The organism is Micromonospora sp. IBSANI012 (assembly GCF_052814045.1).
On the sequence record NZ_CP199933.1, the window covers coordinates 4,916,868 to 4,941,247 of the forward strand.

Annotated in this window: 23 protein-coding genes and 1 other RNA gene; 12 read left to right on the forward strand and 12 right to left on the reverse strand. The window is 69.3% G+C overall.

Annotation, left to right across the window (positions count from 1 at the left end; all coding sequences use genetic code 11):
• Positions 1-27: 27 nt before the first annotated feature.
• Positions 28-1,377: a type I glutamate--ammonia ligase gene (gene glnA, locus ACTWM8_RS22610; RefSeq protein ID WP_154944022.1), complete on the reverse strand. Its 1,350-nt coding sequence runs from the start codon at positions 1,375-1,377 to the stop codon at positions 28-30.
• Between the two features lie 213 nt (positions 1,378-1,590).
• On the opposite strand from glnA, the gene ACTWM8_RS22615 reads away from it, so the two are divergent.
• Positions 1,591-3,351 (forward strand): NAD+ synthase, encoded by a 1,761-nt coding sequence (locus ACTWM8_RS22615; RefSeq protein ID WP_446210779.1) that lies wholly within the window; start codon positions 1,591-1,593, stop codon positions 3,349-3,351.
• Positions 3,352-3,514: 163 nt separating this feature from the next.
• Positions 3,515-4,360 carry a 3-methyl-2-oxobutanoate hydroxymethyltransferase gene (gene panB / locus ACTWM8_RS22620; protein ID WP_446210780.1) on the forward strand — a complete coding sequence of 282 codons (846 nt, stop codon included), beginning with the start codon at positions 3,515-3,517 and terminating at the stop codon, positions 4,358-4,360.
• A 191-nt stretch (positions 4,361-4,551) separates the two neighbouring features.
• On the opposite strand, the gene npdG is transcribed toward panB, so the two are convergent.
• The 4 genes from npdG to ACTWM8_RS22640 all read right to left on the reverse strand — a co-directional run bounded on the left by npdG (position 4,552) and on the right by ACTWM8_RS22640 (position 8,190).
• The gene (gene npdG / locus ACTWM8_RS22625) at positions 4,552-5,250 is read right to left on the reverse strand and encodes an NADPH-dependent F420 reductase (RefSeq protein WP_446210781.1); all 699 of its coding nucleotides are present in this window, start codon (positions 5,248-5,250) and stop codon (positions 4,552-4,554) included.
• 232 nt (positions 5,251-5,482) lie between these two features.
• Positions 5,483-6,916 (reverse strand): RNB domain-containing ribonuclease, encoded by a 1,434-nt coding sequence (locus ACTWM8_RS22630; protein ID WP_446210782.1) that lies wholly within the window; start codon positions 6,914-6,916, stop codon positions 5,483-5,485.
• Between the two features lie 66 nt (positions 6,917-6,982).
• Positions 6,983-7,903, reverse strand: coding sequence for a histone (locus tag ACTWM8_RS22635; RefSeq protein WP_446210783.1), 921 nt, complete (start codon positions 7,901-7,903; stop codon positions 6,983-6,985).
• An 83-nt stretch (positions 7,904-7,986) separates the two neighbouring features.
• A complete protein-coding gene (locus ACTWM8_RS22640; protein ID WP_088964487.1) occupies positions 7,987-8,190 on the reverse strand; it encodes a hypothetical protein in 204 nt (67 codons plus the stop codon).
• A 166-nt stretch (positions 8,191-8,356) separates the two neighbouring features.
• Between ACTWM8_RS22640 and ACTWM8_RS22645 the strand changes: the two genes are divergently transcribed.
• From ACTWM8_RS22645 to ACTWM8_RS22655, 3 genes are all read left to right on the forward strand, one after another.
• Positions 8,357-8,800 (forward strand): hypothetical protein, encoded by a 444-nt coding sequence (locus tag ACTWM8_RS22645; RefSeq protein WP_446210784.1) that lies wholly within the window; start codon positions 8,357-8,359, stop codon positions 8,798-8,800.
• A gap of 153 nt (positions 8,801-8,953) precedes the next feature.
• Complete coding sequence (locus ACTWM8_RS22650; protein WP_446210785.1) at positions 8,954-10,228, forward strand: M48 family metalloprotease; 1,275 nt, start codon at positions 8,954-8,956, stop codon at positions 10,226-10,228.
• A gap of 57 nt (positions 10,229-10,285) precedes the next feature.
• Positions 10,286-10,789: an NUDIX hydrolase gene (locus tag ACTWM8_RS22655; RefSeq protein ID WP_446210786.1), complete on the forward strand. Its 504-nt coding sequence runs from the start codon at positions 10,286-10,288 to the stop codon at positions 10,787-10,789.
• 134 nt (positions 10,790-10,923) lie between these two features.
• On the opposite strand, the gene ACTWM8_RS22660 is transcribed toward ACTWM8_RS22655, so the two are convergent.
• Positions 10,924-11,496, reverse strand: a complete 573-nt coding sequence (locus ACTWM8_RS22660; RefSeq protein WP_446210787.1) for a GNAT family N-acetyltransferase — start codon at positions 11,494-11,496, stop codon at positions 10,924-10,926.
• A 99-nt stretch (positions 11,497-11,595) separates the two neighbouring features.
• On the opposite strand from ACTWM8_RS22660, the gene ACTWM8_RS22665 reads away from it, so the two are divergent.
• The 3 genes from ACTWM8_RS22665 to ACTWM8_RS22675 all read left to right on the forward strand — a co-directional run bounded on the left by ACTWM8_RS22665 (position 11,596) and on the right by ACTWM8_RS22675 (position 13,157).
• Complete coding sequence (locus ACTWM8_RS22665; protein ID WP_446210788.1) at positions 11,596-11,940, forward strand: hypothetical protein; 345 nt, start codon at positions 11,596-11,598, stop codon at positions 11,938-11,940.
• Positions 11,941-12,012: 72 nt separating this feature from the next.
• On the forward strand, positions 12,013-12,492 hold the full coding sequence (locus tag ACTWM8_RS22670) for a hypothetical protein (protein ID WP_446210789.1): 480 nt from the start codon (positions 12,013-12,015) through the stop codon (positions 12,490-12,492).
• A gap of 98 nt (positions 12,493-12,590) precedes the next feature.
• Positions 12,591-13,157 carry an NUDIX hydrolase gene (locus ACTWM8_RS22675; RefSeq protein ID WP_446210790.1) on the forward strand — a complete coding sequence of 189 codons (567 nt, stop codon included), beginning with the start codon at positions 12,591-12,593 and terminating at the stop codon, positions 13,155-13,157.
• Between the two features lie 3 nt (positions 13,158-13,160).
• Here the strand turns inward: ACTWM8_RS22675 and ACTWM8_RS22680 are convergent, their stop codons facing one another.
• The gene (locus tag ACTWM8_RS22680) at positions 13,161-14,582 is read right to left on the reverse strand and encodes a helix-turn-helix domain-containing protein (RefSeq protein ID WP_446210791.1); all 1,422 of its coding nucleotides are present in this window, start codon (positions 14,580-14,582) and stop codon (positions 13,161-13,163) included.
• A gap of 424 nt (positions 14,583-15,006) precedes the next feature.
• Between ACTWM8_RS22680 and ACTWM8_RS22685 the strand changes: the two genes are divergently transcribed.
• The gene (locus ACTWM8_RS22685) at positions 15,007-15,186 is read left to right on the forward strand and encodes a hypothetical protein (protein ID WP_446210792.1); all 180 of its coding nucleotides are present in this window, start codon (positions 15,007-15,009) and stop codon (positions 15,184-15,186) included.
• A gap of 211 nt (positions 15,187-15,397) precedes the next feature.
• The gene (locus ACTWM8_RS22690; protein ID WP_446210793.1) at positions 15,398-15,571 is read left to right on the forward strand and encodes a hypothetical protein; all 174 of its coding nucleotides are present in this window, start codon (positions 15,398-15,400) and stop codon (positions 15,569-15,571) included.
• A 937-nt stretch (positions 15,572-16,508) separates the two neighbouring features.
• Here the strand turns inward: ACTWM8_RS22690 and ACTWM8_RS22695 are convergent.
• The gene (locus tag ACTWM8_RS22695; RefSeq protein ID WP_446210794.1) at positions 16,509-18,350 is read right to left on the reverse strand and encodes an AAA family ATPase; all 1,842 of its coding nucleotides are present in this window, start codon (positions 18,348-18,350) and stop codon (positions 16,509-16,511) included.
• A gap of 725 nt (positions 18,351-19,075) precedes the next feature.
• On the opposite strand from ACTWM8_RS22695, the gene ACTWM8_RS22700 reads away from it, so the two are divergent.
• Together ACTWM8_RS22700 and ACTWM8_RS22705 are read left to right on the forward strand one after the other, a co-directional pair.
• Complete coding sequence (locus tag ACTWM8_RS22700; protein ID WP_446210795.1) at positions 19,076-19,843, forward strand: LAGLIDADG family homing endonuclease; 768 nt, start codon at positions 19,076-19,078, stop codon at positions 19,841-19,843.
• A gap of 116 nt (positions 19,844-19,959) precedes the next feature.
• The gene (locus tag ACTWM8_RS22705; protein ID WP_446210796.1) at positions 19,960-20,553 is read left to right on the forward strand and encodes a hypothetical protein; all 594 of its coding nucleotides are present in this window, start codon (positions 19,960-19,962) and stop codon (positions 20,551-20,553) included.
• Positions 20,554-20,726: 173 nt separating this feature from the next.
• Here ACTWM8_RS22705 and ACTWM8_RS22710 read toward each other — a convergent pair whose 3' ends face one another.
• The 4 genes from ACTWM8_RS22710 to rnpB form a co-directional block, all read right to left on the reverse strand.
• Positions 20,727-21,290 carry an HNH endonuclease gene (locus ACTWM8_RS22710; RefSeq protein WP_446214635.1) on the reverse strand — a complete coding sequence of 188 codons (564 nt, stop codon included), beginning with the start codon at positions 21,288-21,290 and terminating at the stop codon, positions 20,727-20,729.
• Positions 21,291-21,734: 444 nt separating this feature from the next.
• On the reverse strand, positions 21,735-22,598 hold the full coding sequence (locus ACTWM8_RS22715; RefSeq protein ID WP_446210797.1) for a restriction endonuclease: 864 nt from the start codon (positions 22,596-22,598) through the stop codon (positions 21,735-21,737).
• Between the two features lie 693 nt (positions 22,599-23,291).
• Positions 23,292-23,570: a hypothetical protein gene (locus tag ACTWM8_RS22720; RefSeq protein WP_446210798.1), complete on the reverse strand. Its 279-nt coding sequence runs from the start codon at positions 23,568-23,570 to the stop codon at positions 23,292-23,294.
• 272 nt (positions 23,571-23,842) lie between these two features.
• Positions 23,843-24,258, reverse strand: an RNA gene (gene rnpB / locus ACTWM8_RS22725) — RNase P RNA component class A.
• Between the last annotated feature and the right edge of the window lie 122 nt (positions 24,259-24,380).

A 24,380-nucleotide genomic window follows, 5' to 3' on the forward strand; every position in this document is an offset into this window, starting at 1 on the left:
ACGATAGCGGCACCGCGCCACCGCGATCTAGAGCGACAGGTATCGCTGCCGCTCGTACGGGGTGACCTCGCGGCGGTACTGCTCCCACTCGGCGCGCTTGTTGCGCAGGAAGAAGTCGAAGACGTGCTCGCCGAGCACCTCGGCGATCAGCTCCGAGCCGGCCATCACGTCGATCGCCTCGGCGAGGTTCTCCGGCAGCGCCTCGTACCCCATCGCCCGCCGCTCGGCGCTGGTCAGCGACCAGACGTCGTCCTCGGCGCCCGGCGGCAGCTCGTAGCCCTCCTCGATGCCCTTGAGGCCGGCGCCGAGCAGCACCGCGAAGGCGAGGTACGGGTTCGTCGCCGAGTCCAGTGAGCGGACCTCCACCCGGGCCGAGTTCGGCTTGCCGTACGCGGGCACCCGGACCAGCGCCGACCGGTTCAGGTGACCCCAGCAGACGTACGCCGGGCTCTCGGTGATCCGGTCCGGCAGTGCCAGCGGGAAGAGCCGCTTGTACGAGTTCACCCACTGGTTGGTGACCGCGGTGTACTCGCGGGCGTGCATCAGCAGGCCGGCGATGAACGACTTGGCCACCTTGGAGAGCTTCATCGGGTCGCCGGCGTCGTGGAACGCGTTGCGCTCCCCCTCGAACAGCGACAGGTGGGTGTGCATGCCGCTGCCCGGCTGGTCGGTGAAGGGCTTCGGCATGAAGGTGGCCTGCACGCCGGTGGAGAGCGCCACCTCCTTGACCACGTGCCGGAAGGTCATGATGTTGTCGGCGGTGGTCAGCGCGTCGGCGTAGCGCAGGTCGATCTCCTGCTGGCCGGGGGCCACCTCGTGGTGGCTGAACTCCACCGAGATGCCGATCCGTTCCAGGGCCAGCACGGCCTGGCGGCGGAAGTCCCGCGCGACGGCGTGCGTGGTGTGCTCGAAGTAGCCGCCGGTGTCCACCGGGGTCGGCAGGGAGCCGTCCTGGGGGCCGTTCTCGAGCAGGAAGAACTCGATCTCCGGGTGGGTGTAGAAGGTGAAGCCCTTCTCGGCGGCCTTGGACAGCATCCGGCGCAGCACGTGCCGCGGGTCCGCCCAGGAGGGCCCGCCGTCGGGGAGCAGGATGTCGCAGAACATCCGGGCGCTCTCGCCGCTGACCCCGCCCTCGAAGGGGAAGACCTGGAAGGTGGTCGGGTCCGGCATGGCGACCATGTCGGACTCGAAGACCCGGGCGAAGCCCTCGATCGCGGAGCCGTCGAACCCGATGCCCTCCTCGAAGGCGGCCTCCAGCTCGGCGGGGGCGACCGACACGCTCTTGAGCGTGCCGAGCACGTCGGTGAACCACAGCCGGACGAACCGGATGTCCCGCTCTTCCAGCGTACGGAGGACGAACTCCTGCTGACGGTCCACTTCCCCAACCCCTCGCGACACTCTTTGTCCGCCTTCGACCGGGCTGCGCCCGACCTGACCGCCCAGTCTCCCCGGGCCTCGTTACGCCGACGTTACGCGAAGCACCGCCGCCCGTCCCGTCGTGTCCCGCCCGCCGGTGGCCGCCCGGGAGGGTGGCCGCCGTCTCGTCCCGGCCATCGCGTCGGTCCGCCGGCGCTGGGGCAAGATGAGGGCATGCCCACCCTGCGTCTCGCCCTGTCACAGGTCAACCCGACCGTCGGCGACCTCGCCGGCAACGCCGAACTGGTCCGCACGTGGAGCCGCCGCGCCGCCGACGCCGGCGCCCAGCTCGTCGCCTTCCCGGAGATGATGCTGACCGGCTACCCGGTCGAGGACCTGGTCTTCCGCCGCTCCTTCGTGGCGGCGTCTAAGGCCGCGCTGGAGCAGCTCGCGGCCGACCTGGCCGCCGACGGCCTCGGCGACCTGCCGATCGTGGTCGGCTACCTGGACGCGGACGGCCCGCCGCAGGTCAGCGGGGACGCCCAGCCGGGCCGGGGCGCCCGCAACGCCGCCGCGCTGCTGCACTCAGGCGGCGTCGTGGCCACGTACTTCAAGCACCACCTGCCCAACTACGGCGTCTTCGACGAGGACCGCTACTTCGTTCCCGGCGACGCCCTCACCGTCGTGCGGGTCGGCGGGGTGGACGTCGGGCTGACCATCTGCGAGGACCTCTGGCAGGCCGGCGGCCCGTTCGCGGTGGCCCGGCAGGCCGGCGTGGGGCTGGTGATCAACATCAACGGCTCGCCGTACGAGCTGAACAAGGACGACATCCGGCTGCCGCTGGTCCGCCGCCGGGCCGCCGAGGCCGGCGCGACCATCGCGTACGTCAACATGATCGGTGGCCAGGACGAACTGGTCTTCGAGGGCGACTCGATGATCGTGGCGGCCGACGGCACCCTGCTCACCCGCGCCCCGCAGTTCGTCGAGCACCTGCTGATGCACGACGTCGAGCTGCCCGAGGCGGGCGAGCGCGGCGCGGACGAGGAGGAGCTGGCCGACGGGATGCGGGTGGTCCGCCGTACCGTCGGATCCATCCCGCCGGCCCCGACGGGCCCGGCGGCCGCCGGCGGGGTGATGGAACCGGTCGCCGACGAGGCCGAGGTGTGGCAGGCGCTGGTGCTCGGCCTGCGCGACTACGTCAACAAGAACCGCTTCCCGTCGGTGGTGCTGGGCCTGTCCGGCGGCATCGACTCGGCGGTGGTGGCGGCGATCGCCGTCGACGCGCTCGGACCGCAGCGGGTGGTCGGGGTGTCGCTGCCCAGCCAGCACTCCTCGGAGCACTCCCGGGCCGACGCCGAGGACCTGGGCAAGCGGACCGGCCTCGACTACCGGGTCGAGCCGATCCAGCCGATGGTGGACAGCTTCCTGGCCAACATGTCGCTGTCCGGGGTGACGGTGGAGAACCTCCAGGCGAGGGTCCGGGGCGTGATCCTGATGGCGCTGTCGAACCAGGAGGGCCACCTGGTCCTCACCACCGGCAACAAGAGCGAGCTGGCGGTGGGCTACTCGACCCTGTACGGCGACTCGGTCGGCGGCTTCAACCCGGTCAAGGACGTCTGGAAGACGCTGATCTGGCGGCTGGCGAAGTGGCGCAACGCCGACGCGGCCAGCCGGGGCGAGACCCCGCCGATCCCGGAGAACTCGATCGGCAAGCCGCCGTCGGCCGAGCTGAGCCCCGGCCAGCTCGACAGCGACAGCCTGCCCGAGTACGACGTGCTCGACCCGATCCTGATCGGCTACGTCGACGGCGACCTGGGCCGCCACGGGCTGGTGGAGTCCGGCCACGACCCGGCGGTCGTCGACCGGGCGCTCCGACTGGTGGATGTCGCCGAGTACAAGCGGCGGCAGTCCGCGCCGGGCACGAAGATCTCCATGAAGGCGTTCGGACGCGACCGGCGGCTGCCCATCACCAACCGCTGGCGCGAACACGGCTGAGCGGGGCTGTTCCCGGTGCAGCGGCGACCGGTCCCCGGTCCCGCCGCGCCGGTTGCGCCGAGTGAAATCCTGCACTGTGCCCTGCCGTGAGGCGGTCGTCCGGTGCGACGATCGCGGCGGAACCCGGGGACCGCGACGGCGGCCTCGAGGAAAGGAGACAGTCATGGTGGAATCCACCCCGACCGAGGTGACCGCCCTCTACGGCGGCCCGGCCACTCGGCGGGTACGCACCCGCGACCTGATCGCCGCCAAGGAGCGCGGCGACCGCTGGGCGATGCTCACCTCGTACGACCAGTACACCGCCTCGATCTTCGACACGGCCGGCATCCCCGTGCTGCTGGTCGGCGACTCGGCGGCGAACAACGTGTTCGGCTACGAGACCACCCTGCCGGTGACCGCCGAGGAGCTGCTGCCGCTGGTCCGGGCCGTGGTCCGGGCGACGAAGCACTCGCTGATCGTCGGTGACCTGCCCTTCGGCTCGTACGAGGAGGGCCCGACCCAGGCGCTGCGTACGGCGGTGCGGTTCATGAAGGAGGGCGGCTGCCACGCGGTGAAGCTGGAGGGCGGCCGGCGCTGCGCCGACCAGATCGCCGCGATCGTCGGCGCCGGCATCCCGGTGATGGCGCACATCGGCTTCACCCCGCAGAGCGAGCACACCCTGGGCGGCTACCGGGTCCAGGGGCGGGGCGACGCCGCCGACGAGGTGATCGCCGACGCCCGGGCGGTGGCCGAGGCGGGTGCCTTCGCGGTGGTGCTGGAGATGGTGCCGGGCGAGGTGGCCAAGCGGATCACCGCGGAGCTGCCGATCCCGACGGTGGGCATCGGCGCCGGCCCGGACACCGACGCCCAGGTGCTGGTCTGGCAGGACATGGCCGGCCTGCGTACCGGTAAGGCGCCGCGTTTCGTCAAGCGCTACGCGGACCTGGCCGGGACGCTGTCGGAGGCGACCCGGCGCTTCGCCGACGAGGTACGCGGCGGCGAGTTCCCCGCCGCCGAGCACACCTTCTAGGACGACGGGGCGGTGGGGGTCGTCCGCACGACCCCCACCGCCCCGCTCGCCGGGTCCACAGTCACCCGGTGTTCACCCTCTGCCACGCCCTCGACGAACGGCCTCGGGTTCGGGCCACCGCCGCCACCCGCGGCCCCGGCCGAGACCCGATGCCGGACTGACCGCAGCGCCGTCCGGGACGGCGCCGGGGGTCAGAGGTCGGTGACGCGGATGCCGGCGTGCGCCTTGTAGCGCTTGTTGATGGCGATCAGGTTGGCGGTGAACGCCTCGATCTGGTGGGCGTTGCGCAGCCGGCCCGCGTAGATGCCCCGCATGCCGGGGATCCGGGCGGCCAGCGCGCCGACGATGTCGACCAGCTCCCGGTCCTCGGTGCAGATCAGCACGTCGAGGTCGATCCGGTCGATCTCCGGGTCGGCCAGCAGCGGCGCGCTGACGTGGTTGAACGCCGCGCAGACCCGGGAGTCCGGCAGCAGACCGGCGGCCTGCTGCACCGCGCTGCCCTCGGGGACCGGGAGGGCGTACGGGCCCTGCTTGTCGAAGCCGAGCGGGTTGACGCAGTCGACCACGATCTTGCCGGCGAGCGGCTCGGCGAGGGCGGCGACGATGGCGGCGTGCCCGTCCCACGGCACCGCGATGATCACCACGTCGCTGCGGCGGGCCACTTCGTCGTTGTCGGCCCCGGTCACGTCCACTCCGGCCGGTACGCCGGGCAGCGCCGCGATCTCGGCGGCGGCGTCCGCGGCCCGCTCGGCGGAACGGGAACCGATCAGCACGGTCTGCCCGGCCCGGGCGAGCCGGTAGGCGAGGCCCCGCCCCTGGTCGCCGGTGCCACCGATGATGCCGACGGTCAGCCCGGAGACGTCGGGCAGCGTGGTCGCGTCGTAAGCCATGCGGCCATCCTCGCAAATCGTCCCCGCCCCCAGCAGCGCCCGCCGCTGTGACAATCCCCGCTACCCACCCCGCCGCGCGCCGCCCGCCCGCCGCCACCCGGTACCCGCACTTTCAGAGAAAGCGTGGCTATTCGGCGCGCGAAGGCCACGCTTTCTCTGAAAGTGCGGGGATCTTGGGGCGCGGATGGGGGCGGCGGCGGCAGAGACGGGCGGGCATGGGCAGGCGCGGGGGTCAGGTGCGTTCGAAGACGACCTTGCGCTGGGTGGGGTCGGCGGTGACCAGGCGGACCGGGATCCGCTCGCCGAGCGGCAGCTCGCCGGTGCAGCGGGCGCGCACCGGCGGGGCGTCCAGCGCCACCGTGCCGCCGGGCGGGCGGCCGGGCTTCGACTGGCCGTTCGGCGGGGCGTCCACGTCCAGCACGGCGGCCTCGAAGACCTCCCCCACCCGATGCTCCAGCAGCACCGCCTCGGCCAGCTCGATGGCGCCCCGGGTGGCCGCGCCCGCCGTCCGGTCGGTCGCCGCCATCACCTCGGGCAGCTTCGGCAGCGCCGCGCGGGCCCAGTCCGGCACCGGCCGCTCCTCGTGCAGGGCCAGGCAGACCTCCGTCGCGTACCGGTCGGCGAGCCGGCGCAGCGGGGCCGTGACATGGGCGTACGCGGCCGCGACCCCGCCGTGCTCCGGCTGCCCGGGCAACTCGCCGTCGAACGCCGTGTACGCGGCGCCCCGCATCAGCTCCGCCGCCTGGTCGGCGAAGGCGGCGGCCCGGGGCTGCGAGGCGTCCAGCCCGGCGAGCACCTCGCCCACGCCGGCGCCGTCGGGCCACGGCACGCCCAGCGGGGCGGCGGCGGCGCGCAGCCGGGCCACCGCCTCGGGCTTCGGCGGCGGCATGGTGCGCAGCAGCCCGATCCGGCCGGCCAGCATGATGTCGGCCGCGGCCATCCCGGTCAGCAGGGAGATCTGCGCGTTGTGGTCCTCCATCGGGACCGGCCCGCGCAGCACCAGCCGCCAGCCGTCACCGTCCGGCTCGACGTCCTGCTCGGGCAGGGGCAGGTTGACCGCGCCCCGGCCCAGGCCCCGGACGGTGAGCAGGGCGCCGATCTCGGGCAGCAGGGCGACCGGTTCGGGCAGCCGCCCGGCGTCCGCGGCGGCCTGCACTCCCTCGTAGTCGAGCTTGGCCCGGCTGCGGACCCGGGCGCGTTCCAGCGCGACGCCGGTGGTCGCGCCGTCGGCGTCGAGGTCGATGGTCCACACCACCGCCGCCCGGTCGACGTCGGGCAGCAGGCTGGCCGCGCCCTCGCTGAGGGTGTGCGGGTGCAGCGGCACGTTGCCGTCGGGCAGGTAGACGGTCTGCCCGCGGCGCCAGGTCTCCTCCTCCAGCGCGCCGCCGGGGCGTACGTGGGCGGCGACATCGGCGATGGCGTACCGCACGCGGTAGCCGCCACCGGGACGGCGGGCGAGGTGCATCGCCTGGTCGAGGTCGCGCGACGCCGCCGGGTCGATCGTGACGAACGGGACGTCGGTACGATCGACCCCGGTGGCCGGCGGTGCGGCGGCGGCCTGGTCCGCCTCGCGCTGCGCCGCGTCCGGGAAGCCCTCGGGCAGTCCCAGCTCGCGGCGCAGCGCGCCGAAGTCGATACGGGGCGCCAGTACGCGTCGGATGACCACGGGGTCAATCCTGGCAGTCCGGCGCGTGATCCGCCCTCCGGCGATGCGACGGCGGTCGCCGTACGGTCAGCCGGTGGCCTTGCGGGCGCGGGACCGGGCACTGGTGGGCGCGGTGGCCCGGGCGGCGGCCGGGCGGGCCGGTGCCTTGCGGGCGGTGACCTTCTTGGCGGCCGTGGTCTTCGTCGCCGGCGCCTTCTTCGCGGTCACCTTGCGGGTGGTGGTCGGCGAGGTGGCGGTCGTCTTTCGCGCCGGCGCCTTCTTGGCGGTGGTCTTCGACGCCGGCGCCGTCCTGGCGGTGGTCTTCTTCGCCGGTGCCTTCTTCGCCGCCGTGGTCTTCCTGGCCGCGGCACCGGTGGTCTTCTTCGCCGCGCCGGTGGTCTTCCTGACCGCGGCGGTGGCCTTCTTACCCGTGGAGGTGACCTTGCGGGCGGCGGTCGAGGCCTTCGCGGCCGTGGTCTTCTTCGCGGCGGCGGTGGTCTTCTTCGCCGCGGGCGCGGTCTTCTTCGCGGCGGCGGTGGTCTTCTTCGCCGCAGGCGCGGTCTTCTTCGCGGCGGCGGTGGTCTTCTTCGCCGCGGTCGTGGTCTTCGCGGCGGCCTTGCGGGCGGGGGCCTTCGTCGCCGTCGCCTTCGTCGCGGCGGTCTTCTTCGCGGTGGCCTTGACGGCGGGGGCCTTCTTCGCCGTGGTCCTGACGGCGGGGGCCTTCTTGGCGGTGGTCTTGGTGGCGGGGGCCTTCTTGGCGGTGGTCTTCGAAGCGGGGGCCTTCCTGGCCGCCGTCTTCTTCGCGGCGGTCGCCGTGGTGGTCGGGGTCCGTCCCGACCCGGCGCCCGCCGCGCTCGTCGCCGCCCGGCCGGCCGACGCCTTCCGGGCCGCCGCGGTGGTCGTGGTGGGCCGGCGTGCCACGGTGCTGCGGGTGGCGCCCGCCGTCCGCGTGGCCGCGGCGGACTTCTTGGCGGCCGGGCGGGTGGTGGCCTGTTGTGCTTCGGCCATCTCGGTTCCCTCCTTGGGGACATGCGCTCGCGCGCCCCCGGTGCGGAGGCACGGAGTTCCTCGACACGGGCGTCCCGCGCCGTTTAGCTGCCCTCCCCGGCCCAGCGAGCGTCCTCGGCCTCCCACGCCTCGTTGCGCTCCCGCACCGTCTGCAGGGCGTTCTCGGCGTCGGCGGACGAGTCGTACGGTCCGAGAACGTGCTTCGCAGGGCACACGTCGGCATCGGTCTCGACCCGGTGGTGTCGGGTGCACCAGTAGTAGTGCCCACCACTTCCGCTGTCGTTCATGAGATCACTGTGCACCGGGAGCAGCCCGGCCGCCACCGGATCGCGCAAATAGTCGCGACGACCTCCACAGTAGACGTGCTGGTGGGGGCCACGCGGCGGAATGCGGGAAGCCCTACCCGGACGGACGGGGCAGCCGGAAGGGCGGTCGGTGGCGGAGAATTTCCCGGTGCGTCTCGGGGGCAGAACATCGGCACGGGTACGCCGCGGCCTGCTCGCCGCGGCCGTGGTCACGGTCTTCGCCGTGACGGCGGTGGCGGTGGCGGCGCCGCTGCTGCGGGACCGTTCGCAGCAGCGGCTGGAGCGGCGGGCCGAGCGGGAGGTGACCGCCATCGCGCAGCGGGCGCGGGGCGAACTGCTGGCCGATCCGGCGGCCGGAGAGGCCGACCTGCGCCGCGCCGCGGAGCGGGTCGACGGCGTCGAGGTGTTGGCCGTGGAGGGTGGCGCGCAGCGCCGGGAGGCCGGGGTGCGCCTGGTCTTCCGGGTACGCGTGGCGAAGACCGCCGCCAGCGTCTTCGGCTGGCAGCGGGCCACCACCGAGCGGTGCTTCGCACAGCTGGTGCGCCCCGGCGCCGGTCCGGCCGCGCTGGAGCGGGTGCCCTGCCCGTCGTGAACGGAACGGTGGCGTGAGGACGTGACCGAGCGGGTGCCGTGACCGGCGAGATTGGGCCGGTGGCGTGCGCGGCGGGCAGGGCGTGCGGGGTGTGACCAGCTCGGCTGAACGGCCGGTACCGCCGGGCGGCCGGCACCGGCAGGATCGGCGCTCATGATCAAGACGACGGCCGGGGCGGGGTCGTGCCCGCGATGCGGCACGGCCACGGTGTCGGTACGCGAGGCGATGCCCTGGTGCGCCGACTGCGAGTGGAACCTGGACGGCTACGACCGGGCCCGGCAGGCGCCGGAGTTCGGCTGGTCGTGGGTCGACCGGCGGACCCACCGGCTCGCCGCCCGGCTCACCCGGCAGCAGTACGCCGCACTCGTCGAGCGCCCGTTGGCCGCGACCGGTCTCGGGTTGGCCGGGACGGTGACGGTGGTCGCCTCGCTGCTGCTCGTCGCGGCGGTGCTGGCGATGGCGGTGCTCGGCGGCTGGCTGATGTTCGCGTACCCGTTCCCGAGCCTCGCCGTCGTGGTCGGGCTGGCGCTGGTCGGCCTGGCGGTGGCGCTGCGACCGCGGTTCGGTCGGGTGGACCCGGAGCTGGAGGTGCTCTCCCCCGACCAGGCACCCCAGTTGCACGCCCTAATCGAGGAGGTGGCGGCGGCGATCGGCGCGCCGGGGCCGTACGTGGTCGGCGTCGACGGCAGCATCAACGCGTACGCGACGTCGGTGGGGCTGCGCCGACGGCGGGTGCTCTGCCTGGGGTTGCCGCTGTGGGGCTCGCTCGACGGGCAGGCGCGGGTCGCGCTGCTCGGCCACGAGCTGGGCCACTTCGTCAACGGCGACGTGCGGCGGCTGCTGGTGACCGACCCGGCGCTGACCATGCTCGGCTCCGCCGCCGACCTGTTCCGGCCCGCCCAGGCCGGCCAGGGCGGTGGGCTGCTGGAGATGATCGGCGAGGCGATCGGCCGGCTGCTGTCGTGGCTGCTGTCCCGGCTGCTCTTCGCCGGCCACCTGCTGCTGGTGGTGACGGCGCTGCGGGACAGCCAGCGGGCCGAGTACCTGGCCGACGAGATGTCCGCCCGGGCCGCCGGCACCGCCGGGGCGACCCGGCTGCTCGACGTCCTGCTCAGCGGCGAGTCGGTGGCGCTGGTCGTCCGGCAGGGGTCGCGGGGCGGGCACGGACCGGCGACGTGGCGGGCGGGCGTGGCGAGGTCGCTGGCCGGCGCCGCCGAGCGGCTGCCGCTGCTGCGCCAACTCTCCGTCCGCGAGCAGGTGTCGCTCTTCGCCTCCCACCCGCCGGCCGGCCTCCGGCACCGGATGCTCACCGCCCGCGCCTGGCAGGACCCCACGGTGGTGCTCACCGACACCCGCGCAGACGCAATCGACGCGGAACTGGACCGCCACTACCGGCGGGTGAGCCGGGCGGTGGCCTGGTCCGGCTGACGCCGCGGCGCGGCCATCGGTCGGCACGGGCGGGGCCGTGCCGGTTAGGGTCGCCGGATGGGCGTACCGGACTACATCCTGCGGATGCGCGAGCACGTCGGCCACGACCTGCTCTGGCTGCCGAGCGTCAGCGCGGTGGTCCGCAACGACGCCGGCGAGCTGCTGTTGGGACGGCGCTCCGACGACGGTCGCTGGTCGGTGGTGAGCGGCTTCGTCGAGCCGGGCGAGCAGCCGGCCACCGCCGTGGTGCGCGAGGTCGAGGAGGAGACCGGCCTGCACGTCGAGCCGGTACGCCTCAGCAGCGTCGTGTCGCACCCGCACACCTACCCGAACGGTGACCGCTGCGAGTACCTCAACCTCGGTTTTCACTGCCGACTCGTCTCCGGTACGGCCCGGGTCAACGACGACGAGTCGGTGGCCGTCGAGTGGTTCGGGCCAGACCGGCTGCCCGAACTGGACGCGCACGCCCGGCTGGTGATCGCGCGGGCGCTCGCCGACGACCCGGCCGCCTGGTACCTCCCGGCGGGCGCGACCTGGAACGAGTTCTCCGGCGCGCGCTGACCCGGCAGGCCGGGTTGCCGGTGGCCGACGAGACCGCAGCACCTGCCGGTGCTCTTCGCCTGCGCCGTGGTCCGCCGACCGACGCCGCAGCTGGCCACGTCCGGTCCCCGGTCCTTGGTGGAAGCGGGCCGGCGTCAGGCGTCGGTGTGCAGGCGGGCGTGCAGGTGCATGTCGTGCCAGCCGTCGGCGTGCAGCCCCTCGCCGCGCTTCGTACCCTCGGCGGTGAAGCCGGCGCGCCGCGCAACCCGGCAGGACGCCTCGTTCGCCGTGGAGTGGCACAGCTCGACCCGGTGCAACCGGAGGGTGTCGAAGCACCAGGCGGAGACCGCGGCGAGCGCCCGCGGGGCGACCCGGCGGCCCCGCGCGGCCGGCAGCACCCAGTACGACACCTCGGCCAGCCCGTCGGCGAGGACGAGCCGGCGCAGGCTGAGCTGCCCGACCACCGCCCCGGCGTCGCACACCGCCCACCCGGCGCCGGTCTCCGCCCGCCACCGGCCCGGCCAGGCGGCGATCCAGTCGGCGGCCTCGTCGTCGGTCATCGACCGGCAGTGCCAACGCCGGATCGCGGCGTCGGCGTACGCGGCCACCACCACCGCACGGTCCGCCAGCAGCCACGGACGCAGGTGTACGCCGTCGGCGCGCAGTTCCGGCTGCGCCAGCGCGGCCATCGATCCGGGCGGTACGGCGGGCGCGGAGAGCATCGGCACGAGTGGACTGTAGGCGGTGCTCCTGCCGCGCGGGGGCCCCGACGAGGCGCCGGCACGCCGTAGGCTGCCGCGAGGTCCCGGCCCCACAGGAGGACGACGATGGACACCCGCACCGACCCGGTCGAGATCCTTGACCGGGTGAGCGAGCAGGACGGTCGCCAGCGGGCGTTCGAGGTGTGGGTGCACAAGGCGATCAAGGCGGGTTGGGCGGTGACGGTTGAGTCGACCTCCGACCGGCCCGGGCCCGAGTGCGGTGTGGTGGAGATCGAAGGACTGCGGTACCGGGTCCTGCACGCCGAACGGGTCCGCCAGCGGGTGGCCATCGTGCCGGCCGGCGAACACCTGATCGCCGCGTCCGTGCGGCTCTCTAGGGGCGACGCGGAGGGCATCTCCTGGGCCTGGGAGTTCGGGCACGCCGCCTGGGCGGAACCGATCGTGTCGTAGATCGCGATGGTGTGCCGGAAGACGGCGGACCTATGCTCACCGACTGAAGATCGAGAAGTCTGAGGTGTGCCGGTGAGACGGGTCAGCGTTTTCCGCACCGCAGCCCTGCTGGCCGCGTTGGCACTGGCCGTCGGCGGGTGCGGCCGGCTGGGCGATGCGATATCCGGGGATCTCTCCCACCGCGACTGCCATCCCGACCCGGATACGGTCGCCGCACTGCGTCAGGAGCCGGTGTTGACCCGGACGCCATTCGGCGCCACCGCCGGGCCGACGACCGAGACCGTCAGTTGCGGCAATGAGCCACCCAGCTTCGGAATGCTCGACCGCCAGGTCACCTGGGCCGGTGCCGCCGACGACGTGTCACGCTTCTACGCGGACCTCGGCCGCTCCAGTGGCTGGGAGAGGTTCGACCATGGCGTCCATGTCTACGACGCCGGGAAGCCGGACGACACGAGGTGCTCGTGGCGGCTTCAGGTGGTCAGCACCGCCGAGGGGATCTACCACGTGCAGGTCTTCTACACGCCTCGGGATCTCCGGCCCACCTGCCTCTGACCGGATGACCACCCACGACGATCTGTCGACGGGCATCCCATCGACAGCCGTGGTGGGCGGATGATGGGCGCGGCGGCGGTGCGTCGATACTGATTCCCATGGCGGAGGAGCAGGCGACGGAGCTGACCCGATGGACCATCCACGGTGAGCGGGTCGTCGACGACACCCGGCGGGCGCGGCTGAGCATCGCCGAGGTGGAGTTGCCCGACGGCGTGCGGTTCGAGCAGTACGTGATCCGGGCGCCCCGGTCGGCGATGGTCGCCGTTCTGGACGAGCGGCAGCGTCTGCTGCTGATCCGGCGGCACAGGTTCGTGTTCGACCGGTGGGTGTGGGAGCTTCCCGGCGGCTATGTCGATGATCGGGAACAGGCGGTGGCCTGCGCGGTTCGTGAGGTGGAGGAGGAGACGGGCTGGTGCCCGCGCGAGGTGGAGCCGCTGCTGTCGTTCCAGCCGTGGGTGGGAACCGCGGACGCCGAGAACCTGCTGTTCCTCGCGCGCAGGGCTCAGTACACGGGCGTTCCGGTGGACGTGAACGAGGCCGAGCAGGTGGCCTGGATCCCGTTGGCCGAGGCGCGCGAACTGGTGACCAGCGGCGAGATCGTCGGGGCCGGCACGGTGATCGCGGTGCTTGAGCTGGTCGCCAGGCAGGCGCGGGGCGAGTTGTAGGCGTCAGGCGCGGGCGCCGAGGACCGCGTCGACATGGCGGATGAACTGCCGGACGGTGGGCCGCCGGCGGTGGGGCGCGAGCTGGGCCTGCAGATCGCGCATGTAGCGGACAGCTCGGGCCGACTGAAGTCGCGAGGTGAGCGACAACGCGTCGGTTCCGATGGCGCAAGCTCGGTCCGGCTCGCCCCGCTGCGCCTGGACAGTGGCGAGCAGAGCGAGGTTGAAGGCCTTGCCGCGAACATAGCGCTCGTCCATCCGCAAGGAGCGGGCGGCGAAGCCCTCGGCCCTGGCCGGCTTGCCGAGCGCGTGTAGGCAGTGACCGAACTTCGCCGACAGGTAAGCCTCGTCGAAGTAGCCGAGCCACTGGGGATCACTGCTTCGGTCGGCCCGGTCGAGGGCCTGTTCGGCCAGATGGAGGGCAGCCGCACACGCCCGTTCGTCTCTGATCACGGCATGCCCGTGGGCCTCCATGACGGACGCCTCCGCGGTCAGGACGGTGAGCCCGGCGCGCTGTGCCGTCTCCCGTGCGGCTCGCGCGAGGTCGACGCCCGCCGTGCCGTGCCCGAGGTAGGTGGCCTGGTGGCTCATGGCGGACAGGATCTCCGCGCCCAGGCCGGGATCGCCGGCGGCCCGGGCCAGGTCCAGGGCGCGGGTCAGGTAGAGCTGCGCCACCCCGTGGTCGGCCATGTCGTACGCCTGCCAACCGGCAAGCTGCGTCAGCTCTGCAACCGCGCTCAGGAGTCGCCGTCCCGTCCCGGCGTCGTAGCGTCCGTCGCTGAGCAGCGGTGTGACCTCCTGGTGGAGGTACCGGGTGACGGCGGCCCGGGAGTGGCCGCCGCCGTACTGGTTGTCCAGTCTGCGGTAGGTGCTGGTCATCTCCCGGATGGTGTCGATGTCAGGCTGGCCGACAAACCGACGGCCGCCCTGCTCGACAGCCGGCGCGGCGGGTGCGGTGAACCAGCGCAGGGCCGGCAGCGTGTAGCCGGCAGAGGTGAACGCCACCTGCCGGATCACGTCTCGACGGTTCACATCGCCTTCCCACAACTGCACGGCGGCGCGGACCTCCTCGCGCCAGGAACGGTAGACCGGCTGGTCACTCTGCCGCTCCCCCGCCGGTGATGCCATGCCCAGGAGACATGACGGGTCCTGCGGAGCGAGCCCCAGCGCCATTCGGGCCTGGTCAGGCATTCGAAAGCCTTCGGCGATGCGTTCCAGCACGTCGATGGACGTCACCTTCCGTCCCGCCATGACGCGGCTGACGTACCCCTGCTCCAAGCCGACGGTCGCGCCGATCCGGGTCTGGCTCGCACCGGTCAGTTGGCTGACGCGACGAAAGAGTGCGCCGACGTCACGTCGGGTCAGAGCATCGCGGACGACGGCGTCGGACCACACGTCGTCCGGAATCCGAAGCGGATCGAGCAGCACACCGGCTCCCAGCGTCGCGGACTGACTACCCAAGGTGCTCACCGCGGAGCCTAAGCGGCGAAGACGCGCAGGTCGAGGCAGGTCATGTCACCGTGACATGACCGCTCGACATGGCCGCCGACCGCTGCCGGACAGGACAGTCGAAGCATGCTTCCGACCGGCCGGCCTCCAGTGGGCATTCGCCCCGCACCGTGTGTTGTGCCCCATGGGACGGCGCCGTGAGAGCGGCCCGCAGGGAGCCATCGCGCCGAGTCTCGTACGACGAGTACCTGCTCGCCGTGGCGATGACTCTGGCCCGCCGCCACAAGCCGGTCTGGTCGTGGCGCAAGTGGCGACACGTCTGCCGCTGCGGCGCCGAACTTCCGTGCCGCGCCCAGCATCACATCCCGATCAACAGAGGTCACTGGCCGGTGAAGGATGAGCGGTGAACGACAATCAGGAACAGCAGATTCTTGCCGCGCACCTGCCAGGGGCGGCCGGGATGTGCATCGGCTGCCGCATCTGGTGGGCGCGGATGACGCCGTATCCCTGCTGCCAGGTGCAGTGGGCAACCAGTCGGCAGGCCCGGTCGATGACCGCACACTTCCTCCGCTGGGTGCGGTGACCACCCACGGACCCGTACTGCCGATCTGGAGTTGCGGAGGATGCGACGGCCCTTGGCCCTGCCCGACCCGCCAGCGCGAGTTGCGTGCGGAGTTCGACGGCGCGCCAGTCTCCCTGGCCCTCTACATGGGTGCCCAACTGGTTCGCGCCTCGGAGGATCTGACCTGGATGCCAGCCGGTAGCTTGCACCGGCGCTTCCTAGGGTGGGTGCGGTGAGCATCCTGCGGCTGGGTGACGAGAAGTTCCACTACAGCGACGGATCGCACAAGTGGATCCCGCCGGACCCGGACTACGAGCAGCAGGTCTGGGACGAGCAGGTTCGCCAACACAAGTATCGGCACCTAGCAGGAGAGCGACCGAAGGTGCGCGTGCAGCGGTTCGTCTGAGCTGCGTCGGGGTGAGTACGCGAGCTGCACTGCCGAATTGGCCTGTATTAGATCAAGGCGCTCCGCGCGGCGCGGGCCGGGGCGCGGTAACCGGCTCCTGCGGAGCCGCCGCCCCGGCCGCCTACGGCGCCGGGGCGGAATGTCAGCCGGGCCCGAACCCCACACCCCGCCCCGCGCGTCAGCCTGGGTCAATAGGTGACCGGTGACGAGTCCCGGAGATGACCAGGGCCAGGCAGAAACGCCTTCACCCGTTCTCGACGCTCCAAAGGCACCAGAAGGCCGGAGGCCACCACAAGGAAGTTGCCGAACGGTCCGTACGAGGCCGCTGAGGCCCCAGGGAGGGGAGGGGGAGGGGGGAGGTGGTGGTAAGGGCGGGAGGCGAGGGAGGGGGCGGGGTTAGAGCTGCGCCTCTGGCGGGGGCCAGACGACTCCCAGGATGGAGCTGCCGAACGGTTGGGTGGGTGGGGTGGTTGGGGAGCGGCCATCCCGCCAGCCACCGACCCAGGCAAGCCGAGCAGACCAGGGCCAGCTCCACCGAGGTGTGGGTCGGCGGAAGACAGTGGCAGGTCGCACGACTTGTTGTCTGACCGACGCATGCCACCGTGAGCGTCCCCGCAGGATGTTCGTTCGTTGAGGCGATCAGTGGCACATCTATCAGCCCTGCGACACCGCCCAACTTCAAGAAGTAGCCGGGCGTTCCATGGAAAATGTCGTACACGCGTGTCATGGTTGACGTACACCAAGTCGGGGAGGTATACATGCAGCCCCTCAACCAGCACGGCGAAGTGGCCCCGCCGAACGGCTGCCGATGGTGTGGCGTGGCCGAGCGCGAGCATGTCCAGTTGTGGACACCGGGTCATGGCTGGCACGGGTGGGAGCCCCCGACCAGCCTCCAGCGTCGTCACCGCATGCTTGCCCGAAGAGCCGCTTCCCTGGCTCACGCGTCTAGCGCTGCCATCTCCACGAGCTTGCGGAAGATCTCCTGAAGAGGTGCAGGAACATCCGCGGCCTCATCGAAGCTTTGGACTAAAGCGAACATTGTCGCCGGCTTCCCGCTTGGTCCCTGTTCACTACTCTCGCGGAACGTATCCGCTAGGCGGGCGCTGAACTTTTTTTCCTCTCGGAGGACTGCAATGTCCTCTGGCGCCCAGGGCCGCCCATCGACTCGTGGCCAGTTTACATTGGCGGCCCTGCACCATTGCTCATCCGTGAACAGGTGCTCCAACTCCTTATCGGGCAGACCAACAAGGTGAACGTGCTCGCGCAGTCTCAGCCCGGCATCCGCAAGCCGCCCTTCGTTATAGAACTTCTGCTTGCTGGTGTCCCCGTCAACGACGAAGGCTACTTGCCTACCATGCTTGACTAGATGCCCTGCGAACAAGATTGCACCCTCGTTCTTGTTGCAGGCCACCAATGCTATGCCGGCCTGCTGGAGCGTCTTGCCGGTGGAAAGCCGGAAGAGGATCGGGAAAGATTGCACCTCGGTATCGCCTTCCACCGCGAGGAAGAACCGCTCGTGCAGAAGAACCGTATTCCGAAGACCCAACGAGATGGCAACGTTCATCAAGTGTCGATCATGCTCATGGTGCGAGCTCGTCGAAAGAAGGCAATCGACCTCGGTTCGTCCGCTGTCGTTCAGCCTCAAGTGGACCAATTCATGAACCGCGGCGCCGTCGATCAGATTCATGGAGTGTGTCGCAAGCACGACGCCGATGTTCGGCGCGTCCGATTGCTCCTGAATAATCTTCATTATGCGCCGTTGCTGACGATAATCCAGGTGCGTATCCGGCTCGTCGTATAAGACGACGGCGTCTGGTGGTTGCGCGTCGAGCTGGTGCTCTACCCTACTAGCCTCGGCCGACCCGTCCTCCACGTGTTGCGGCCGAGGCAGAGAGCTACGAAGGGTTTCGCTGGCCCACTCCCAGATTGCCAGGCTCACCCGACGGCCGCGGCCTGCACCGAAGCGGCCTATACCAACCTCCTCACCGTCGGTCGTCGCAAGATGCAAGCGCGTCGCGCGTAGGGCTTTGCTGAAGCTAATTTCAGGCTCAATCTCTACAGAGGTCAGATCCCGGCATCGGTCTTTGACGTGTTTGACCAGCTCCTTGGCGTCCTCTCGAACCCTGCTGCTAAGTTCGCCCTTAAGGTCGTCAATCCTCGACTTCAAGGCAGGGTCATCGAGGTACTGCTGGAATCTCGTGTTCAAGGCGGCCTTGATGGCCGTCTCGGCAGAGTCTTGATCGCCAAATTTCAGCGGGTGGGGCAGCATTGACTGAACATCGGCCGGGAGTGATACCCAATCGATCGTTGACGGGGTGGCTTTGTCGTGCAGGCCAATTCGGTCCACCAAGTCGCTCTTCTTGGTGATGCCCCGGATATCGATGCCGTGGACTTTGGCGAGATCTCGGAGTTGGTCGTTCTTCTTGGAGGGCAGGTCTCGAAACTCTACATCCTCCGGCACCTTGGCTTCGATCTCGTATCTTCCTTGATCGTCCGCGGTGGCCTGGCGGCGGATCCGGACCCGCTCCGAGAGGCCGGACTCCTCCTGCTCCTGCAGCGAGAGCACGAATTCGCCGGTTACGGTAGTCGCCTCTACCCGAGCCGATCGTCCGTTCACGCCGCTAGAGGCAGGGTCTGACGGCTCCCGGAGATAGGTTCTGTCCTCTTCACCTAGCGTGTAGCTGTCGAGCAAGTACGCGATCGAATCGAGGAGTGCCGTCTTTCCGCTGTCATTGTGACCAACCAAGATGGTCGGACGAGTGATCTCAATTGGACCCACGTCTGCCAGACTGCGGAAACCCTGTACGTGTATCGACGCGAGGCGCACTGATCAACTCCAGCCTTCGGAGGGATTCGACTCCACTAAAGCATGTGAGGGATACGTCAGAGTAGTCCGGACGGCGGTCGCTTGGATGCCGACACCTCGCGGCTGGGTGGTTCTGTCGCTAACCGGGTATACCGGACGAAGTACCGATATCCCGCCCCAAAAGGCTGCAAAACTGCTGGGACTACTTGGCGGCGAGACTTGGCGGGCCGCTGACGGGCCCGCGTGGTCCAGGGAGATTGTCGTCCCTGGGACCTACTCTGCCGCATATGGCGCTAAGTGCGACGACCCGCGTCCTCACCTCAAACCGCGGGTGGGCCAGTCTGCGAGACCTACGTGTCGGCGATCATGTCTTCCACCCCTCTGGCTCGACGACCACCGTGACCGCCGTTGGCCAGGTGCAGGACGACCGCCACTGCTACCTGGTAGCGACGACCGATGGGCGTACCGCCATCGCCGACGCTGATCACCTGTGGGAGGTAACAGACAAGAGGGCCAGGCGGTCCCTCGGCCCCCGCGGGGCGACACGCAAGTGGTTCGAGAAGCGAGTCCTGTCGACACGGGAACTGCTCGCCTCCGGTTTGTCGCGCTACCCGGGCGGCGGACGAACCTCGATGACAGGTGGCAAGCAGTACGCCACCAACGAGTACCGGTACGTGCTTCCAGAGCAAGGAGGACTGGTGTCCGACGACGTGCCGTTACCTCTGGACCCATACCTGCTCGGTGCCTGGCTCGGTGACGGCACCTCCTCCAGTGCCTCCCTGACGGCACACGTTTCGGACGTTCCTCACTGGATCGCGGTCATCGAGGCCGCCGGGTTTATTCCAACCGTACGACCTGGCGGCGGGACGCGGGACACGCGGGCTGTGGGCATCACCTGTACACCCGGGCAGGGCCGTCGCGGCCGGTCCTTCATGGGTCGGCTGGTCGAGCTCGACCTTCGCCAAAATAAGCACGTTCCGGATGGCTATCTCTCAGCCGGCGCAGCGCAACGCGAGGCGCTGCTACAAGGACTCCTGGACACCGACGGCACCATCAACACAACCCGAGGCCAAGTCGAGTTCTGCTCCATGAACAGTCACCTGGCCACCGCAGTCCTGCAACTCGCTCGATCTCTCGGGTGGCGGGCTACATTGCGCACCGGCCGCGCCACGCTGGCGGGTAGGGACTGTGGCGAGAAGCTTCGGGTCTTTTTCACGCCTGTACGGACCGATCCATTCGTGCCGTTCCGTCTCGCCCGCAAGCGCGATCGTGTCAAAGAGTTGGACGGCGGCAAGGGTCGTTCAACGCTTTCCATAGCGGCCATCACCCAGGTCGAGCCTGTGCCGCTGTGCAGCATCCAGGTGGCGGCCTTGGACGGAATGGTCGTGCTTGGCGACCACTTCGTTCCGACTCTGGCGAACCTACATAACTTCATGTCTTACAGGACTGGGAGAGTCCCTGCATGACCAGTGTTCCGCAGCCTCGCGCCCAAGGTGCCGGCATACGCAAGAAGCTGCCGCCGGCAACGTTGGCTGCCCTCTGGACTATCAGCAACGGCAAGTGTTATGCACCCGGGTGCCCCGTGCCCGTGGTGCTAGAGGTACGGCCGGGTGTGTACCGGAAGAATGCCCAGGTCGCCCACATCTACGGAGTGAGGCCGGGCGCCGCCCGCTACCGTAGCGACCTGTCCGCTGATGAACGGGACTCCTTCTCCAACTTGCTCTTGCTGTGTCTCGGTCATCACGAGGAAATCGATGGCGACGGCCTGCGCTATCCGCCTGAGGTGCTCAGGACCTGGAAGGTTGAGCACGAAGGCATGGACAACTCCGTCCTAAACAGGCTCAGGGTCCTCGACGCTGAGGCGCTGACGAAGCTGCTCACCGAGCTTGCGACCCCTCCGCTGGAGAGACTCGAAGCCATCACGAAGCAGCTGGAGGAGACTGGCACAGCTACTGCTGACACAGTCGCCGAGCTCAAGCGGGTCATTGCAACGCTGTCGATGTCGGGAAGCGGAGTCGACGCTCGGACAGCTCGATCGCTCGCCTACTCGGCCGAGGTATTCGGAACATCGAGCTTCAAGAGGAGCGCCAGCGCGCTTGCTGAGGCTGCTCAGGTCCTGCCTCGCGTAGCGCGGCGGATCGAGGACGCGGCTAGCAGGATGTCCCGGTTCAAATGACAGCCGGGGCAATACCAGCCGTACAGCAGCGAAGTGCAGCAACCAATCGGGCCGCCAGAGCTATAACGCGGCGACCAGGAGCTATCTGACATCGAGGATGGCCGTAGGAGATCGCACTGCCCGGAGCTACGGATCAGAAGTCTAGGGATTCTAACTAGCAGGAGAGGCTTCGTCTACTGGTGAGGGATAGCCCGCTCCCACACGCTACGGGTGCTCGCCAGTAGTTCGAGCGTGTCACGAGCGTCTTGTACTTGCTGCGGAGTAAAGAACCGCAGAAGTTGTTCATCCGTCAAGTCGAGTTCGAAATAGCCGTCGCTCATTAGCTCCTCGGGCGTGTGCCCGTGGTAGTTGAGCCCTGCCGTGACCACGGCGTCGGAGCACCGACGGAACGCGGCACGGTACAAGGTCTGCTGTTCTGCTGCGCGCTGTCGCTGTTCCTCGCTCAGGCTGCCGACGGCTGCTCCCTTTCTCAGGTTGCAGTGACGGCACGACCCAGCCATGTTGCTCCATGTGTCGGTGCCTCCGTACAGGCGCGGATGAACATGCTCAGCGTGTTCGACCTTGGGGAGTCCACAGAGGTAGCAGGACGGCGCCAAACGCCTGACGATGGGAGGAAACGTCTCGATGTCGTAAGTCCCCGCAACTGCCCAGGTCAACGCGGCGTAGAGGCAGTCTGCATGGAAGGTGCGGCCGGTCTGGCAGACAGGACAGGGGCCCTGGGTCCATCGTCTGACCATCAAAGACCGCCTTGAGCCGTTGGCGTCCAGTGCCGGCCGCCTGGCGCGGACGATCGCCCCGCCAGCCGCTCGGTAGGAACGACTGCTGTACAGCAGCAAAGTACAGCATTGAACGACACCGAGCGGGGCTGCCGGGGACCCTGACTCCCCTGCCTGACCTCGAACGAGGCTTTAGCGGGCTGCTTGCTCACAGTTCGCGTCGAAGGGTCACTGTTCGAGATCCAGCTAGGTAGTCCCGCATGTCGACGTCGTGCGCTGCGGCGGTGGCGCGCCAACGGGCGAGATCAACATTCACACCGAAGAGGTCGATGGCGCGGCGAGATCAACATTCATACCGAAGGCTCGTTCGACTCAGTATCGCCCACGCAGGTCAAGGGCCACCTTCCACTGATGGAGGTGTCCCTTCTGCTGCCTGTATAGCAGCCAACTAAGAAGACGGCACGGTCACTTGCGGCGCCAATCTGCCGCGTCGTAGAGGAGTCTGTAGATCTGGACATCTTGCCCGCCTGCGTACACGATCGTGATGTCAGAAAGTAGTTGCTTGTAGGTGGCTCGCCGGGCCCGATATTCCTCCGGATCATCTACGATCCAGCGTTCAATCCTATCTGGAAGACTGAAGCGTAGCTCGACCCTTTGATCAGCCGATTCGATCAACCAGCTCCCTGCCGTATCAGTGTCGCCCACGTGTCGGAGCCGTACACGCGTCACGGGCCTCTGTGCCAGAGCGGCGAGCGTCGCAGCCATGTTGGGGACAAGCATCGGCAGGATGAGCGGAGCGGCGGGAAAACCCAAGAGCATTCGCGCTTGCCATTCAGTGGTTACGAAAGCCGCAAAGTCCTCGACCTCACCACCCAGAAGTTCCCCGACAGGGACGCCGTTTGCAAGGCCACCCGGTCTCTGATCGGCTGTTCCGAGCAGCCGACGGAGCTGGGTGCGAACCCAAGCCGTAGGGAAGTCATCCATCGGCCAAGCCTCCACCAGCCGGCGGGCAGAGTCACGGACCGCGTTCCGAAGGTCTTTGAAGGCGGGCATCGAGAGATCGACCAGAACGATCTGATGTGCCTGTGCGTATTCTTGCGCCCCAGAGGTAAAACCGGAGGTGGAGAACATTGAATATAGGTAATGGTATCGTTGCCGAGGCTGGCCTGAGCGAGGTTGAGTCGCCCAGTTTTGATTTACGTCGTGAATGACCCCATGAGCATTCCGAACCTCCCCCAGCCCGACACGCTCGGTTTTATAGCATTTCGCCTCGACGAACATGCGTAGCGGTAGTGAGAAGGGCGGCACGTACATCAGCTCCCCCAGCACGTCGGCTTGATGCTGCGCCCCTCGGCCACGGACCCGGAGTCCGTTGGCGCCATCGTCTAGCTCGACCGGGTCGTCGCTCGGTCGAGTTAGCAACCTATAGCCGCTACTCAGAAGCATCCAGGCGATGATCTCCTCAAGGAGATACCCACCGAGCTGAGCCGGACTGATGCGAGCCATCGCTCCACATTAGGACAGCGTGGGGTAGAGCGGTAGCCCGTCGTTTTCTGGTTGCAGACCGTTCACTGAAATCCAGTACAGCCAACTTACTGGCGCAGACGATGCCCTGCGAGTTGCCCCCGCTAACGGGCGGCGGGTAATTCGGCGAGCCGTAACCTGTGCAGGCGTCAGCGCCAGCATCACCAGGCGGCTGGAGCCGGGACACGCTCGGGCTGCTGCGTCAGCAAGAAGCAGCAAGAGGCGTGGTGCCCTCCAGCAATGAACGGCCTTCGGCGGTGGCCGGAACGTGTGCGACGACATCAGGTGGCAGGGGTGATGTACGCCTTCGCGGCCTGGGCATCGGCACTGGCGTCGGTCATGCGGCTGGCGGCATGTCGAGGGCGCCCGGCTCGACGGAGAAGCTCACGACAACCGGCCCCCGATTACACCCGTCACCACGAGAAGGACGGCGGCGAGCAGGAGGGCGAGGCCCATAACCCTGCCGCGGCGCTTGGCCTCCGCACTGCTGGACGCCCGTTAGACGCCGAAGCCCGACGCCGCGGCTACACCCAGAGGAACCGCCACCGACAGGAAGCGGAAGAAAGACCAGCCGTCGAAGGTTGCGTCACCACTACGGGTGGCAAGCTGGTAGACGAGGAATCCGAGGCCGACGACGCAGAAGAAGAACAGCACCATCGACAGCAGTGCGATGCCCCGGCGGAAGTCGTGCCACTGATCTGGTCTGTCTGGTGACGCCGTCGCCGGATCGGTCTGCCCGGTCTCATTCAGGACAGAACCATCCCACAGCACAACCACGGACCGCGACCCCGCGCCTACCTAAACGTTCAATTGTCGCGAAGTAGGCAGGTCAATGCAGGGCGGACGCATCTCGCTGCCGTGCCACCGGCCAGCGACAGACTCCGGAGACAGCAGCAACGGTTCCAGATTCGCCAAGATCAGGGCGTATCCAGGGCGTCAGGGCGTCTCTAGGGCGTCAGACGCCGACCAGAAATGCCCAACAACACCCATAGGCAGCCGGGTATACGCCGAGGCAGCAGCCTTGATCGAGGCTGCGACCTGGTGGGCGACGGACGAGTCGACCTGTACGCCGGATTCTGTGCGCGGCGCGTACCCCTCGCGGGGTACGGGCCGGCGGCGGCCATCCATCTCGGCCTGCCGTTGCCGACAGGCTCATGCGGCCTACCCGCAGACATCGGGCGGGCAGCCCTCAAGCGTCTGCGCCGGGTCGTCATCTTGCGGTGACGGCCCTTTCTTGGCCTTGCTCCGGGTGGGGTTTACCGAGCCACCCCGGTCACCCGGGGTGCTGGTGGGCTCTTACCCCACCGTTTCACCCTTACCGACCCGATGGGCCGGCGGTCTGTTTTCTGTGGCACTGTCCCGCGGGTCACCCCGGGTTGCCGTTAGCAACCACCCTGCCCTGTGGAGTCCGGACGTTCCTCGGCGGCGGGCCGGAGCCCGCCGACGCGACCGCCCGGTCGACTCGTCCGTCGCACCCTCATCCTAACGACGCGGGGTCACCGCCCATTTCCGCCCCGGACGGCCTCCCGGGGAGTCCCCGCTGCCCCGGTTTGCGGCGTGTCGCGGTGTCCGGGGCCGGGACACCGC